At 66.0% G+C, this 14,627-nt stretch carries 10 protein-coding genes; all 10 read left to right on the top strand.

The features are described from left to right. Positions 1-152 precede the first annotated feature (152 nt). The 10 genes from AC0L3J_RS08810 (at position 153) to AC0L3J_RS08765 (ending at position 14,601) form a co-directional block, all read left to right on the top strand. The gene (locus AC0L3J_RS08810) at positions 153-674 is read left to right on the top strand and encodes a PAS domain-containing protein (protein WP_456765240.1); all 522 of its coding nucleotides are present in this window, start codon (positions 153-155) and stop codon (positions 672-674) included. Then, positions 652-1,956 (top strand): methyl-accepting chemotaxis protein, encoded by a 1,305-nt coding sequence (locus tag AC0L3J_RS08805; RefSeq protein WP_456765239.1) that lies wholly within the window; start codon positions 652-654, stop codon positions 1,954-1,956. The genes AC0L3J_RS08810 and AC0L3J_RS08805 overlap by 23 nt, the downstream gene beginning before the upstream one ends. Before the next feature lie 288 nt (positions 1,957-2,244). Beyond that, positions 2,245-5,514 carry a transglutaminase family protein gene (locus AC0L3J_RS08800; RefSeq protein ID WP_456765238.1) on the top strand — a complete coding sequence of 1,090 codons (3,270 nt, stop codon included), beginning with the start codon at positions 2,245-2,247 and terminating at the stop codon, positions 5,512-5,514. 27 nt (positions 5,515-5,541) lie between these two features. Next, positions 5,542-8,079 carry a circularly permuted type 2 ATP-grasp protein gene (locus AC0L3J_RS08795; protein ID WP_456765237.1) on the top strand — a complete coding sequence of 846 codons (2,538 nt, stop codon included), beginning with the start codon at positions 5,542-5,544 and terminating at the stop codon, positions 8,077-8,079. Next, entirely contained in the window at positions 8,076-8,954 is an 879-nt protein-coding gene (locus AC0L3J_RS08790) for a transglutaminase family protein (RefSeq protein WP_473346783.1), read from the top strand. The genes AC0L3J_RS08795 and AC0L3J_RS08790 overlap by 4 nt, the downstream gene beginning before the upstream one ends. 215 nt (positions 8,955-9,169) lie before the next feature. Next, positions 9,170-9,997 (top strand): metal-dependent phosphohydrolase, encoded by an 828-nt coding sequence (locus AC0L3J_RS08785; RefSeq protein ID WP_456765236.1) that lies wholly within the window; start codon positions 9,170-9,172, stop codon positions 9,995-9,997. A 12-nt stretch (positions 9,998-10,009) separates the two neighbouring features. Beyond that, on the top strand, positions 10,010-10,900 hold the full coding sequence (locus tag AC0L3J_RS08780) for an alpha/beta fold hydrolase (protein ID WP_456765235.1): 891 nt from the start codon (positions 10,010-10,012) through the stop codon (positions 10,898-10,900). 136 nt (positions 10,901-11,036) lie between these two features. Continuing rightward, positions 11,037-11,663, top strand: coding sequence for a GTP cyclohydrolase I FolE (folE, locus tag AC0L3J_RS08775; protein WP_018456940.1), 627 nt, complete (start codon positions 11,037-11,039; stop codon positions 11,661-11,663). A gap of 27 nt (positions 11,664-11,690) precedes the next feature. Further along, positions 11,691-13,214, top strand: coding sequence for an FAD-dependent oxidoreductase (locus AC0L3J_RS08770; RefSeq protein ID WP_456765234.1), 1,524 nt, complete (start codon positions 11,691-11,693; stop codon positions 13,212-13,214). A 178-nt stretch (positions 13,215-13,392) separates the two neighbouring features. After that, the gene (locus AC0L3J_RS08765; RefSeq protein WP_247288685.1) at positions 13,393-14,601 is read left to right on the top strand and encodes an ABC transporter substrate-binding protein; all 1,209 of its coding nucleotides are present in this window, start codon (positions 13,393-13,395) and stop codon (positions 14,599-14,601) included. Positions 14,602-14,627 lie beyond the last annotated feature (26 nt).

Genomic DNA, 14,627 nt, shown 5'->3' with positions numbered 1-14,627 from the left:
GCAAGCGACGCTCCTAAGTAATGATACGGAGCCGTCAAGTGAACACGGGGGTTCCCGCGGTCACACCTGATTAACATCTTCTGCCGTAATCCCAGGAGGGATGCGAGCTCCACTCATGTGGGGCGTTCGCCCTTCGTGAGGATTCGTCGACGATGACGCGTGCGATACGGCCGACCGGCGTGGAAAATCTCCTCGGAGAGGAGGAGCTGATCGTGTCGAAGACCGATCTCAAGGGCCGCATCACCTACGCCAACGATGTCTTCATCCGCATGGCGAAGTACTCCTGGAACGAGCTGATGGGCGCGCCCCACAGCCTGATCCGCCACCCCGAGATGCCACGCTCCGTCTTCAAGCTGCTGTGGGACACGCTTCAGTCCAGGCAGGAGATCTTCGCCTACGTCGTCAACCTCGCGAAGGACGGCAGCCACTACTGGGTGTTCGCCCACGTCACGCCGACATTCGACGAGCGTGGCAATATCGTCGGCTATCACTCCAACCGTCGCAAGCCCGATCCCGCGCAGATCGAGCGTATCAAGCCGATCTACAAGGCGCTGTGCGCGGAAGAGGCGCGGCATGCCAATGCCAAGGACGGCATGCATGCGGGCTTCGAGGCGATGGTCGGGCTGCTCAAGCAACAGGGTGTCGGCTACGATGAATTTGTGCTCTCTCTCTAAGGCGCAGGGAGCGACCGCGCTCGCATCCGTTCTTGCCCTCGTTGCGTTCGTGCTCTCGCTGACTGGGGCGACTGGAATTTCCGGTGCGGCGTTGCTTGGCGCGACGGTCGTGCTGCTCGCCTATGCCATCTGGTGCCAGCACCGCACGGCGGTGGCCGTCGACGAGGCGGCAGACGTGTGCTGCAAGGCGGCACGTGGCGATCTCGAGGCGCGCATCCTCAGCATCCGCCAGGCCGGACGGATCGGCGCCATTCAGAAGTCGGTCAACGACATGCTCGACATCACCGATGCCTATTTGCGGGAAGCTTCGGCGTCGATGGACTATGCGAGCCGCGGCAAATATTTCCGCAAGATCCTCGCGCGCGGATTACCCGGCTCGTTCCGCCGTTCAGCCACCGTCATCAATTCCGGCACCGACAGCCTCGGCCGTCGCGTGGTCGAGATCGCGGACCTCGCAAACCAGTTCGGCACGCATCTCGACCAGGTCGCGGGCACTCTGATGGGCGCGGCGACCGATCTTGAATCCGACGCCGGCCAGATGGCGGCGGCGGCCGAGAAGACCAGCCGGCAGACCTCCGGCGTGCTCAGTGCGTCCGACCAGGCCTCGCGCAACGTCGCCACCGTCGCGAGCGCCGCGGAGCAGCTCGCATCATCGATCGCCGAGATCAGCCGCCAGGTGGCGGGCTCGAGCACGAGCACGGGGCGGGCGGTGAACGAAGCCAATCGTGCCGGCAGCGAGATCCGCACACTCGCGGACGCGGCGATGCGGATCGGCGATGTCGTCAAGCTGATCAGCGCGATCGCCTCGCAGACCAATCTCTTGGCGCTCAACGCCACCATCGAGGCCGCGCGGGCAGGCGAGGCCGGCCGCGGCTTCGCCGTGGTCGCATCCGAGGTCAAGAGCCTCGCCAACCAGACCGCGAAGGCGACCGAGGAGATCAGCGCCAAGGTCGGCGAGATGCAGCAATCGACCACCAATTCGGTCGCCGCCGTCGAGGCGATCGCGCAGACCATCACTGAGATCAACGCCATCACCGCCTCGATCCCGACCTCGATCGAGCAGCAGGGGCTCGCCACCCGGGAGATCGCCCGCAACGTCCAGGAAGCCTCGGCCGGCACCTCGCAAATGTCCGCCAACGTCACCGGCATCAGCGAAGCCGCCGCCGACACCGGCCGCGTGGCAAGCCGCGTCAACAGCGCCTCCGAACGCGTCCATGGCGAGGTCGAGACGCTCCGGCGCGAGGTGACGCAGTTTTTGCAGCGGCTGACGTCAGCGGCGTAGGACATCGCGGAGAGGACGCGCATTCTTCCCCTCTCCCCTTGTGGGAGAGGGTGGCTCGCCGCGTTTGCGGCGAGACGGGTGAGGGGTCTCTCTCCGCGCGCACCTCTCACGCCGGAATTCGCGGAGACATACCCCTCATCCGGCGCTTCGCGCCACCTTCTCCCGCAAGGGGAGAAGGAAGAAAGCGACCGCCCGCACCTTGCGTAGGCACCCTTTGCCCGTTGTTAGTGCTTGATCGAGGTCACCAGCGGTGTTCTGCTCAAAAAAGCTGCTGGAGTACCGCACCCCGTGTCGATCTACGTCGCATTACACCACGTCACGCACTACAAATACGACCGCCCGATCGATCTCGGCCCGCAGACCATCCGTCTGCGGCCGGCGCCGCATACCCGCACGCCGATCCTGAGCTATTCGCTCAAGGTCACGCCGGCCAATCATTTCGTGAACTGGCAGCAGGATCCGCTGGGCAATTGGATCGCCCGTTACGTCTTCCCGGAGAAGACGACCGAGCTCAAGATCGAGGTCGATTTCACGGCGCAGATGACCACGGTCAATCCGTTCGACTTCTTCGTCGAGCCCTATGCCGACAGCTTTCCGTTCGAATATACGCAAGATCTCAAGACGGAGCTCGCGCCTTATCTCGAGACCGTCAAGCCCGATCGGCTGTTCGCGAAATATCTCGACACGATCCCGCACGAAGCCCCGAACACCGTCAACTTCCTGGTCGATCTCAACAGGGAGCTGCAGAAAAGGATCGGCTACGTCATCCGCATGGAAGCGGGCGTGCAGACGCCGGAGGAGACGCTCTCCTCCGCGGCCGGCTCGTGCCGCGACTCTGCCTGGCTCCTGATCCAGACCTTCCGGCACCTCGGTCTCGCCGCCCGTTTCGTCTCCGGCTATCTGATCCAGGTCCGTCCCGACATCGATCCGATCGAGGGGCCGCCGGAGGTCGAGAACGATTTCACCGATTTGCACGCCTGGGCCGAAGTCTATCTGCCGGGCGCGGGCTGGATAGGCTTCGACGCGACCTCGGGCATGCTTGCGGGCGAGGGCCACATCCCGGTCGCCGCGACGCCGCACTACCGCTCGGCCGCACCGATCTCCGGCGGCGCCGGTTTTGCCGAGGTCGAATTCGCCTTCGACATGAGCGTCAAGCGCATTCGCGAGGCGCCGCGCATCACAAAACCGTTCTCGGATGAATCCTGGATACGGCTCAACGATCTCGGCGAGCAGGTCGACGGCGATCTTGCGGCGCAGGACGTGCGCCTGACCATGGGCGGCGAGCCGACCTTCGTCTCCGTCGATGATCTCGAAGGCGCCGAGTGGAACACGGACGCCGTCGGTCCGACCAAGCGCGGGCTCGCCGACGATCTGATCCGCCGCCTGCGCGCGCGTTTCGGACCCGGGGGCCTGCTGCACTTCGGTCAGGGCAAATGGTATCCGGGCGAAAGCCTGCCGCGCTGGGCCTTTGGCCTGTACTGGCGCAAGGACGGCGTGCCGATCTGGAAGAATGCCGACCTCATCGCCAGCATCGAAAATCCGCGGCCGGCGCAGGCCAAGGACGTCCAGGCGTTCGTGGAGGGCACGGCGCTGCGGCTCGGGCTCGATCCTGGCTACATCATGCCGGCCTATGAGGACACCGCGTACTGGCTGCAGAAGGAATCGGAGCTTCCCGTCAACGTCGATCCGTCCGATTCCAAATTGTCCGATCCGGAGGCCCGCGCGCGGATGGCGCGGGTGTTCGAGCAGGGTCTCAACAACCCTCGCGGCTTCGTGCTGCCGGTGCAGCGCTGGAATGCGGCGCCGCGCTGGCGCAGCGAGCGCTGGCAGCTCCGGCGCAGTCATCTGTTCCTGATGCCGGGGGATTCGCCGCTCGGCTTGCGCCTGCCGCTGGACTCGCTGGGCTATGTCGCGCCCGATCAATATCCCTACATCGTCGAGCGGGATCCGATGGAGGCCCGCGGCAAGCTGCCGGTGTTCAGCCTTCCGGCGCGTCCGGACTCGCCGGAGCGGCTCGAGCCCGAAGAGCTCAACACCTCTGTCCCGGTCCGCACCGCGATGTCGGTCGAGGTTCGCGACGGCGTGCTCTGTGCCTTCATGCCGCCGGTCGAGCAGATCGAGGATTATCTCGAGATGATCGCGGCGCTCGAAGCCACGGCCGAGGAGATGCAGCTCCAGGTCCATGTCGAGGGTTATCCGCCGCCGTTCGATCCGCGTGTCGACGTCATCAAGGTGACGCCCGATCCCGGCGTGATCGAGGTCAACGTCCAGCCGGCAAAGAACTGGCGCGAGGCGGTCGACATCACCGTCGGGCTCTATGAGGATGCCGGCAAGACACGCCTCGGCGCCAACCGCTTCCTGGTCGACGGCCGCCACACCGGCACCGGCGGCGGCAATCATGTCGTGGTCGGCGGCTCTAGCCCGCAGGACTCGCCGTTCTTGCGCCGGCCTGATCTGTTGAAGAGCCTGGTGCTGCACTGGCAGCGGCATCCCGCGCTGTCCTATTTCTTCTCCGGCCTGTTCATCGGCCCGACCAGCCAGGCACCGCGCATCGACGAAGCCCGCCACGACAGCATTTACGAGCTCGAGGTCGCGCTCACGCACGTGCCGCCGCCGGGCGTTCAGGCGCCGCTGTGGCTGGTGGATCGCTTGTTCCGGCATCTCCTTGTCGACATCACCGGCAACACCCATCGTGCCGAGATCTGCATCGACAAGCTCTATTCACCTGATGGCACGACCGGCCGGCTCGGCCTGGTCGAATTCCGCGCGCTCGAAATGCCGCCCGATCCACGCATGTCGCTGGCGCAGCAGCTGCTGATCCGCGCGCTGATCGCGAAATTCTGGCGCGAGCCGCAACAAGGCAAGTTCGTGCGCTGGGGCACCGCGCTGCATGATCGCTTCATGCTGCCGCACTTCATCTGGGAGGATTTCCTCGAAGTGCTGACCGAGTTGAAGCAGTCCGGCTATCCGTTCGAGCCTGAATGGTATCTGGCCCAGCTCGAATTCCGCTTCCCCGCCTTCGGCCGCATCCATCATGGCGGCGTGACGCTGGAGCTGCGTCAGGCGCTGGAGCCCTGGCACGTGCTCGGCGAGGAGGGCTCGGCCGGCGGCACCGTGCGCTATGTCGACTCATCGGTCGAGCGGCTCCAGGTCAAGGCGGAAGGCTTCGTCGAGGGCCGCCATATCGTCACCTGCAACGGCCGCCGTCTGCCGATGACCGCCACCGGCCGCTCCGGCGAAGCCGTGGCCGGCGTCCGCTTCAAGGCCTGGCAGCCGGCCTCCGGCCTGCATCCGACCATTCCCGTTCACGCGCCCCTGACATTCGACCTGATCGACACCTGGAACGGCCGCTCGCTCGGCGGCTGCGTCTATCACGTCGCCCATCCCGGCGGCCGCAGCTACGACACCAAGCCCGTCAACACCTACGAGGCCGAGGCGCGGCGGCTGGCGCGCTTCCAGGACCACGGCCATACGCCGGGCCCGATGCAGCCGCCGCCTGAGGAACGCACAAATGAGTTTCCGCTGACCCTCGACTTGCGGTCCCCGCTCCTGCAATGAGTATGATGCGGGGGCAGGGAGAGGCGCATGGCCGAGGGCGCAGCCGAAGAGGACGACAAGGCAGGTAAGGCGCAAGGTCAACGCCAAGGTCAGCGCGAAGGCCAGCGCCGTTTCGCGCAATGGGTCCGCGACTACAGGCGCCTGCCCGGCATCCCCGACGAGTTTCTCGGCCCGGACGGCAAGCCCCGCGCGGTCTGGAGCCGCTTCTTCGATGCCTTCGGCGCGCTCGCGCCCGACGAGGTCGAGCGGCGGTTCGGCATGGCCGACCGTCATCTCCGCGAGGCCGGCGTCACCTATCGCGCGCCCGGCGAGAGCGCCGACCGGCCCTGGTCGATCAGCCATCTGCCGCTGCTGATCGACGAGGCTGACTGGAAGCAGCTGTCCGACGGCATCACCCAGCGCGCCGAGCTGCTCGAACTCGTGCTGCGCGACATCTATGGCGAGGGCCGCCTCGTCGCCGAAGGCGCGTTGCCTGCGGCCGCGATTGCCGGCAGCCCAGAATATCTCCGTCCGGTCTGCGGCGTGCCGCCGCCGGGCGGGCGCTATCTCTCGCTCTATGCCGCCGATGTCGGCCGGGGGCCTGACGGCCGCTGGTGGGTGCTCGGCGACCGCACGCAGGCGCCGTCGGGTGCGGGCTATGCGCTGGAGAACCGCCTGGTGCTCTCGCGCGCCTTCTCCGATCTCTACAAATCGATGAACGTGCCGCGCGTCGCGCCGTTCTTCGAGGCGTTTCGCGACAGTCTTCGCGCGCGCGCCGACCGCGACGAGCCGCGAATCGGCGTGCTCACGCCGGGCAGTTTCAGCGAGACCTATTTCGAGCACGCGACGCTGGCGCGCTATCTCGGCTTCCTGCTGGTCGAGGGTGACGATCTCGCCGTCAGCGACAACCATATCCACATCCGCACGGTTGCGGGCCTCAAGCGCCTCGACGTGCTGCTGCGCCGCGTCGATTCCAATTCGCTCGACCCGCTCGAGCTCGATGCCTCCTCGCGGCTCGGCGTCCCCGGCCTGATCGACGTGCTGCGCAAGGACGGCGTCGTCGTCGCCAACATGCCGGGCTCGGGCGTGCTGGAGGCGCGCGCGATGCTCGGCTTCCTGCCGGCGCTCAGCCGCCGCCTGCTCGGTGAAGAGCTGAAGATGCCGCACATCGCGACCTGGTGGTGCGGCCAGCGTTCGGCGCGCGACGAGGTGTTGTCGCGGCTCGACGAGGTTGCGATCGAAGGCGCCTATCGGCGCGGCGTCCCCGGTTTCGACAGCAACGGTCCGGTGCTGGCGAGCGAGCTCGATGCCGCCGGCCGCCGGCGCCTGAGCGACGCGATCGCTGCGCGCGGCATGGACTATGTCGGCCAGGAGGTGGTGCGGCTCTCGACCATGCCGGTATGGGAGCAGGGGCAGATCACGCCCCGTCCCTTCGTGCTGCGCGTGTTCGCAGCCGCGACGCCCGACGGCTGGGCCATCATGCCCGGCGGCTTCTGCCGGATCGCCGAGCAGCCGGATGCGCGCGCGGTGTCGATGGGCGACGGCGCGCGCTCCGCCGATGTCTGGGTGGTCTCGGACAAGCAGGTCTCGACCGCGACGCTGCTGCCGGCGGTCGACAAGGTGCGCATCCGCCGTATCGCTGGCGTGCTGCCGAGTCGCGCCGCCGACAATCTGTTCTGGCTCGGCCGCTATCTCGAACGCGCCGAGGCGACGCTGCGGCTGGTGCGGGCGCTGGGCTCGCCGAGCGGGCCCAACAAGGGCACCGCCGCCTCGCTGCAATCGGCCGAGCGTATCCAGCGCCTGCTGGTGACCTGGGGCGCGATCTCGCAGACCTCGCGGGCGGCGCCCGGCCGCATCGTCGCCGAAGCGCTGCAGAGCCCGGAGCGTTTCGGCTCGGCACTGTCGCTGGTCCGCGCGGCCCAGCGCACGGCGACCTCCTTGCGCGAGCGGCTGTCGCCCGATGCTTGGCAAGTCATCACCGAAATGGTCGAGCGGCTAGCCGTCGAGGTCGAGGACGACGACAGCGTGCTGAGCGCTGCCGAGCTGACCTTGCAGGAGCTCGCGAGCTTTGCCGGCCTTGCGCATGAGAACATGAACCGCGCCGCCGGCTGGCGCTTCCTCGATATCGGCCGCCGCACCGAGCGCGCCATCAACACCACGCGTTTTGCCCGGCAGTTTGCCTATGACGAGGCCGGCGACGAGGATCTCGATATTCTGCTGACGCTGGTGGATTGCCAGATCACCTACCGCTCGCGTTATCTGCTGGCGCCGATCCTGGCGCCGGTGCGCGACCTCGCCGTGCTCGACAGCTACAATCCGCGTTCGGTGGCGTTCCAGGTGACGGCGCTGAACGAGCATATCGCCGCGCTGCCGAGCCTGAAGGAGCACGGCCTCATCGAGAAGCCGCAGCGGCTTGCGGTCGCGCTGCAGGCGATGCTCGCGACCGCGGAGGCCGAGAGGATCGAGGTCAAGACGCTGTTCGCCCTGGAGCAGGATCTGCTCAGCCTCGCCGAGGCGGTCGGGCAGCACTACTTCCCGCACGGCCCCAATGCCAGCCGGCCGGAAAAGTTGACGGGGCTGGCGTGATCTACGATATCCGTCACGTCACCACCTACGAATACGAGAGCCCGGTCAGCTTCGCCCGCTGCACGCTGCGGCTGGAGCCGAGGAGCGGCCATGGCCAGGAGCTGATCTCGCACAAGGTCGAGATTCGTCCGCGCCCCGCGGAGCGTAGCGTCCGGCGCGATTTCTTCGGCACCCTGACCGAGAGCGTGGTGATCGAGGCCGCGCATCGCACTCTGCGCATCGATTCCCGCTCGCGCGTGAAGGTGTCGCGCCAGCCGCCGGCGCGCGCCGCTGCCAGTCCGGGCTGGGAGAGCATTCGCGACATCGCCTTCGAGGCGACGAGCCTCGGGCCGTCCTCGCCGGTCGGCTATGTCTTTGCGAGCCCGCTGGTGCCGGTGCTGGGACCCGTCAGCGCCTATGCCGCGGAAAGCTTCGCGGCCGGCGCGGGGATCCTCGCCGGGGCGGTCGATCTGATGCATCGCATCGGCACCGAATTTCGCTACGACCCGAAGGCGACGGTAATCTCGACGCCGCTCAACGAGGTCTTCGTCAAGCGACATGGCGTCTGTCAGGATTTTGCCCATGTGATGATTGCGGGCTTGCGCGGGCTGGGCCTACCCGCGGCCTATGTCAGCGGATATTTGCGCACCATTCCGCCGGCGGGCCAGCCGCGCCTGCAGGGCGCCGATGCCACCCATGCCTGGGTGTCGCTGTGGTGCGGGGAGGAGCTTGGCTGGGTCGATTTCGATCCGACCAACGATCTTATGGTCGCCGGCGACCATATCGTGCTCGCGGTCGGCCGCGACTTTTCCGACGTTTCGCCGGTCGACGGCATCATTGTCGGCTCGCCGAAGCAGAAGCTCGACGTCGCCGTCGACGTGCTGCTGGTGGAATGATTGCCATTTTTGCCGTCCCGGCGACGCCAGCCCGGGTGTGTCGGGCCGGCACCGCAACCGCGATACCGCGGGGCACAACCGCAACATATTTCCGTATTTTCGTTCCCGGGTTTGGCCAGTCGGCCCAAGATGGGCTAAGCTGGCCTTTGCGTCGAGGACATGAATGAGACGTCGGGAGTTGGCGTGGAACACCACCGACAAGCGGGGCTGCATCCATGATCACGTTACCGAAACTGGCGGCGGAGACCCTGGAGAAGTTGCTGGGCTCGTTCATGCGTCGTCGGTACGACGAGTCCTACGCCAGAGTGCTGGAAGGCTCGGCCCGCACGGCGATGGAATGCATCGGCAACAGCGACGCACTCTATCACAACATCGAGCATACGATGTTGGTGACGCTGGCCGCTCAGGCGATCCTGATGGGACGTAATCTCCACACGCATCTTGCGGCTGAGGACTACATCAACGTCCTGATCGCATGCCTTGCGCACGACATCGGCTATGTCCGCGGTCTGTTTCCGGAGGATGATGAAGACGGTTTCATCATCGATGATTCCGGCACCAAGGTGGCGCTGCCGCGTGGCGCTTCGGATGCCAGCCTGATGATGTATCACGTCGATCGCTCGAAACTGTTTGTGCGGCGGCGGCTGCCGCAGATCCGGGGCGTGGACAGTGAGCGCGTCGCCCGCGCCATCGAGGGCACCCGCTTCCCGGCCCGCGAAGGGCAGGAATACGACGACGACGCCTCGATCCTGCGCGCCGCCGACTTCATCGGGCAACTCGGCGATCCCAACTATCTGCGCAAGGCTAACGCGCTCTATTACGAGTTCGAAGAAGTCGGCATGAACCGCCAGCTCGGCTACGATTCGCCGGCCGACATCGTGAACCGCTATCCGCAGTTCTACTGGAACAGCGTCGCACCGCACATCCAGACCGAGATCGGCTATCTCAACAAGACCGAGATCGGTCGGCAGTGGATCGCCAACCTCTACAGCAACGTGTTCCGCGCCGAGCGTGAGATCACGTTGTCCGGGCCGCAAAAATAGCTTCGCCTCGTAATGCAACAAAAAACTGTCGCCACCGATATCCTCGATATCGCCTATCGCGAATACGGCGCGCCGGACGGCTGGCCCTGCATCATGGGCCACGGCTTTCCCTACGACGTGAACGCCTATGCCGAGACTGCGCCGATCATGGCGCAAGCGGGCGCGCGCGTGCTGGTGCCCTGGCTGCGCGGCTACGGGCCGACGCGGTTTCGCTCCGCTGCGACGTTGCGCTCCGGCGAGCAGGCGGCGCTTGGCGCCGATCTCCTGGCCTTCATGGATGCGCTTGGAATCTCGCGCGCGGTGGTCGGCGGTTACGACTGGGGCGGGCGCGCGGCCTGCGTGGTCTCGGTGCTGCATCCGGAGCGGGTGATCGGTCTCGTCTCGGGTAATTCCTACAACATCCAGAATATCGCGCGTTCGATGGAGCCGGCTTCGCCAACCGAGGAGGCGGCGCTCTGGTATCAATATCTCTTCCACAACGAACGCGGCCGCCGCGCTCTGGAGCGCAACCGGCGCGGTTTTGCGCGCCAGCTCTGGTCGATGTGGTCGCCGACATGGGCCTTCGACGACGCGACGTTCGAGACCAGCGCCATGTCGTTCGACAATCCCGATTTCGTCGATGTCGTGATCCACTCCTACCGACATCGTTACGCGCTGGTCGCGGGCGATCCCGCCTATGCCGCGATCGAGGCGAAGCTCGCCGCCCAGCCGCCGGTTCGGGTGCCGACCATCGCGATCGACGGCGACAGCGACGGCGTCAATTCCGGCACCGCGCACCATGCAGGCAAGTTCGAGGGCTTTTTCGAGCGGCGCGTCTTTGCAGGGGCCGGCCACAATTTGCCGCAGGAGCGGCCGGCCGAATGGGCGCAAGCCGTGCTCGACGTGCGGAAAGCGGCCGCATAGAGCCGGATTTCTCGTCCCGCTGTCTTGCCGCTCTCGCAGCTTCCAATTTTTCCTGATCCCGGGAACCTTTTCCAATCGCAGCCGTCCAAGCTGTGGGCCGCCTTCTGTCTGCGGTTCGTTGCAGGGGAGGTTCTCGATGAAGACGCAAACGCGCAGGCTGGAACGTGTCGCGGTCGCGCAGGCGCCGAGCGAGCGGCCTGAGAGGGCGGAGGTCGAGCAGGCGATCCGCACCATGATCCGCTGGGCCGGCGACGATCCCGCGCGCGACGGTCTGCGCGACACGCCGGACCGGGTCGCGCGCGCCTTCGAGGAGTATTTCTCCGGCTATGCGCAGGATCCGACCGAAATCCTGCAAAAGACCTTTGAGGAGATCGAAGGCTATGACGAGATGATCGTCCTGCGCGGTGTTCGCTTCGAAAGCCATTGCGAGCACCACATGGCACCGATCGTCGGCCGCGCCTGGGTGGCTTATATCCCGCAAGGGCGCGTCGTCGGCATCTCCAAGCTCGCGCGTCTCGTCGACATCTACGCCAAGCGGCTTCAGATCCAGGAGAAGATGACCGCGCAGATCGCCAACACGATCAACGATGTGCTGAGGCCCGAAGGTGTCGGGGTCATCATCAAGGCGACGCATCACTGCATGACCACGCGCGGCGCGCACAAGCCCGGGACCGATCTCGTCACCAGCCGCATGCTCGGCGTGTTCCGCGACAATGCGTTGACGCGCCAGGAGCTGCTGGGGCTGGCCAATTCGGACGATTGATCCGCGACGGCTCAAGGAGGCAACGCCATGACCGAAGACAAGAAGCCAAGCGGACCCGACTTGAGCCGAGGCGTGACGCTCGCCGAATTCAAGGACGGCAAATTGCTCGGCCATGTCGGCGAGGAAGACGTCCTGCTGGTGCAGGCCGGCAGCGAGATCTTCGCGATCGAGCCCGCCTGCAGCCACTATCACGGTCCGCTCGTCGAAGGACTGGTGGTGGGCGACACCATCCGCTGTCCCTGGCATCACGCCTGCTTCTCCTTGCGGTCAGGCGAGGCGACCCGTCCGCCGGCGCTGAATGCGCTGGCAGTGTGGGAGGTCTCGCGCGATCGGGACAAGATCGTCGTCCAGCGCAAGCACGAGGTGCCGAAGCCTTCGGTGTCTCACCGGACAGCGCCAACGCCGGAAAAATTCGTCATCATCGGCGGCGGCGCGGCGGGTTTCGCGGCGGCGCAGACGCTCCGTCGCGAGGGCTTTGCCGGCGCCATCACCATGCTCAGCAATGACAGCGCGATGCCGGTGGACCGGCCCAATCTCTCCAAGGACTACCTCGCGGGCAACGCGCCGGAGGATTGGCTGCCGCTGCGGGGCGAGGACTATTATCAGGGCGCCGGCATCGACCTCAGGCTCAACACGAATGTCGCCGCGATCGAGGCGAAGACGCGCAGCGTGACGCTGGGCAATGGCGACAGGCTGCCGTTCGACCGGCTGTTGCTCGCGACCGGCGCCGAGCCGGTCAGATTGCAGATTCCGGGTGCCGACCAGCCTCATGTCCACACGCTGCGCTCCGTCGCCGACAGCCGCGCCATCATCAAGGCGGCCGGCAGCGCCGAACGTGCACTGGTGATCGGCGCCAGCTTCATCGGCCTGGAAGTTGCGGCCTCCTTGCGGGCACGCAAGATCGAGGTGCACGTGGTCGCACCGGACGAACGGCCGATGCAGAAGGTGCTCGGTCCCGAGATGGGCGACTTCGTGCGCGCCCTGCATGAGGAGAATGGCGTCAACTTCCATCTCGATAACACCGTGGAAAAGTTGGACGGCACGCGCGCCACGTTGAAGAGCGGCGGCGTGATCGAAGCCGAACTGGTCGTGGTCGGCATCGGCGTCAAACCGCGCCTCGCGCTCGCCGAGCAGGCGGGGCTTGCGGCCGACCGGGGCGTCAGCGTGAGCGAGTATCTGGAGACCAGCATAGCCGGCATCTTCGCGGCCGGCGACATCGCGCGCTGGCCGGATCCGCATTCGCGGCAAACCATCCGCGTCGAGCACTGGGTGGTGGCGGAGCGGCAGGGCCAGACCGCGGCGCGCAACATGCTCGGCAAGCGCGAGCGTTTCGAGGCCGTGCCGTTCTTCTGGTCGCAGCACTATGACGTGCCGATCAACTATGTCGGCCACGCCGAGAGTTTTGACGATATCGCGATCGACGGCAGCATTTCCGGCAAGGACTGCCTGCTGAAGTATCGCAAGGGCGGCCGCATCCTTGCGATTGCTTCAATTTATCGGGATCTCGACAATCTCAAGGCCGAGCTGGAGATGGAGCGGACGCGCGGCTGAGGCGCCGCATCCGAACTTGATTGGCGTCAATGGTGCTGCCCGCGACGGCCACTGTGCACCGGCTGATCAGCAACTCGACGCAAGACCGCCTTGTGGAACTCCGCTGATCTGACGTGCTGGCAAAAAGCAGCACGTCGCGGCTTCCGAGTCGCGCGGCGATTATCACCGGGGAGAAACCATGAAAGCCGCTTTGGTCCTGGCTGCAGCCTTGGCTGCCTGCCTGTCCACGCCTGTCTCCGCGCAAAAATCCTACGGTCCCGGCGTCAGCGACACCGAGATCAAGATCGGCAACACCATGCCCTATAGCGGCCCCGCTTCGCCGCTCGGCATCACCGGCAGGGTGATCTCGGCCTATTTCGACGAGGTCAACGAGAAGGGCGGGATCAACGGCCGCAAGCTCAATCTCCTGTCGCTCGACGACGCCTTTTCGCCGCCGAAGACCATGGAAGCGGCGCGGCGGTTGGTCGAGGGCGACGGCGTCGCCTTCATCTTCGCGACCATGGGCACCGCGCCGAGCTCGGCGATCGCGAAATATCTCAACAGCAACAAGGTGCCGCAGCTGTTTCTGATCAGCTCGGCCTCGAAGTGGAACGACCCCGCCAACATGCCCTGGTCGATGGCGCTGCCGTGGGCGCCGAACTACACCAGCGAGGCCGCCATCGACGTCGCCTATGCCCGCGCCAAGAACCCGAATGCGCGCTTCGCGGTGCTCTATCAGAACGACGACGCCGGCAAGGAATATCTGCGCGGCGTCAAGGAGGCGCTTGGTGCCGACGCCGACAAGGCGATCGCGATGGCGTCGAGCTTCGAGGTCGCCGACCCCACCGTCGATTCCCAGGTGCTGACGCTCGCCAACACCAAGGCCGACGTCTTCATGATCTATTCGGTGACGCCGCGCGCCTGCGCCCAGGCGATCCGGAAAGCGCATGAGGTCGGCTGGCAGGCGACGCGCTTCCTCGCCTCGGGCTGCGCCAACAAGGCCACCGTGATGGTGCCGGCCGGCCTCGATGCCGGCAAGGGCGTGCTCTCGCTCGGCTCGCTCAAGCCGTTCGTCGAGGCGCCGAAGGACGATCCGGCGATGACGGCCTATATCGACTTCATGAAGAAGCGCCTGCCCAATGCCGACGTCAACAACGTCGCGGGTCTCTACGGCTACACCGTCGCCGAGGCACTGGTGGTCTTGCTGAAGCAGTGCAAGGACAATCTGACGCGCGAGAACATCATGGCGCAGGCGGCCAATTTGAAGAACGTGCCGCTGTCGCTGCTGATGCCCGGCATCACGCTCAACACCACGCCGCAGGATTTCCGCCCGATCAAGGACGGCTATATGCTCCAGTTCAACGGTAACGACTGGATCGTCGCGAGCGAGCTGCTGCGCGGCACGTGAGGGCAAGCGAGCGCCCGCTTTGGAGA

This window comes from Bradyrhizobium sp. Kon37, from assembly GCF_055807535.1.
This window is presented reverse-complemented; position numbering and strand designations above follow the sequence as displayed.

Bases quoted from the DNA above. Each gene is read 5' to 3' on its own strand.
- AC0L3J_RS08765 (WP_247288685.1), top strand. From the start codon at position 13,393: ATGAAAGCCGCTTTGGTCCTGGCTGCAGCCTTGGCTGCCTGCCTGTCC.
- AC0L3J_RS08810 (WP_456765240.1), top strand. From the start codon at position 153: ATGACGCGTGCGATACGGCCGACCGGCGTGGAAAATCTCCTCGGAGAG.
- AC0L3J_RS08780 (WP_456765235.1), top strand. From the start codon at position 10,010: ATGCAACAAAAAACTGTCGCCACCGATATCCTCGATATCGCCTATCGC.
- AC0L3J_RS08770 (WP_456765234.1), top strand. From the start codon at position 11,691: ATGACCGAAGACAAGAAGCCAAGCGGACCCGACTTGAGCCGAGGCGTG.
- folE (WP_018456940.1), top strand. From the start codon at position 11,037: ATGAAGACGCAAACGCGCAGGCTGGAACGTGTCGCGGTCGCGCAGGCG.
- AC0L3J_RS08785 (WP_456765236.1), top strand. From the start codon at position 9,170: ATGATCACGTTACCGAAACTGGCGGCGGAGACCCTGGAGAAGTTGCTG.
- AC0L3J_RS08795 (WP_456765237.1), top strand. From the start codon at position 5,542: ATGGCCGAGGGCGCAGCCGAAGAGGACGACAAGGCAGGTAAGGCGCAA.
- AC0L3J_RS08805 (WP_456765239.1), top strand. From the start codon at position 652: ATGAATTTGTGCTCTCTCTCTAAGGCGCAGGGAGCGACCGCGCTCGCA.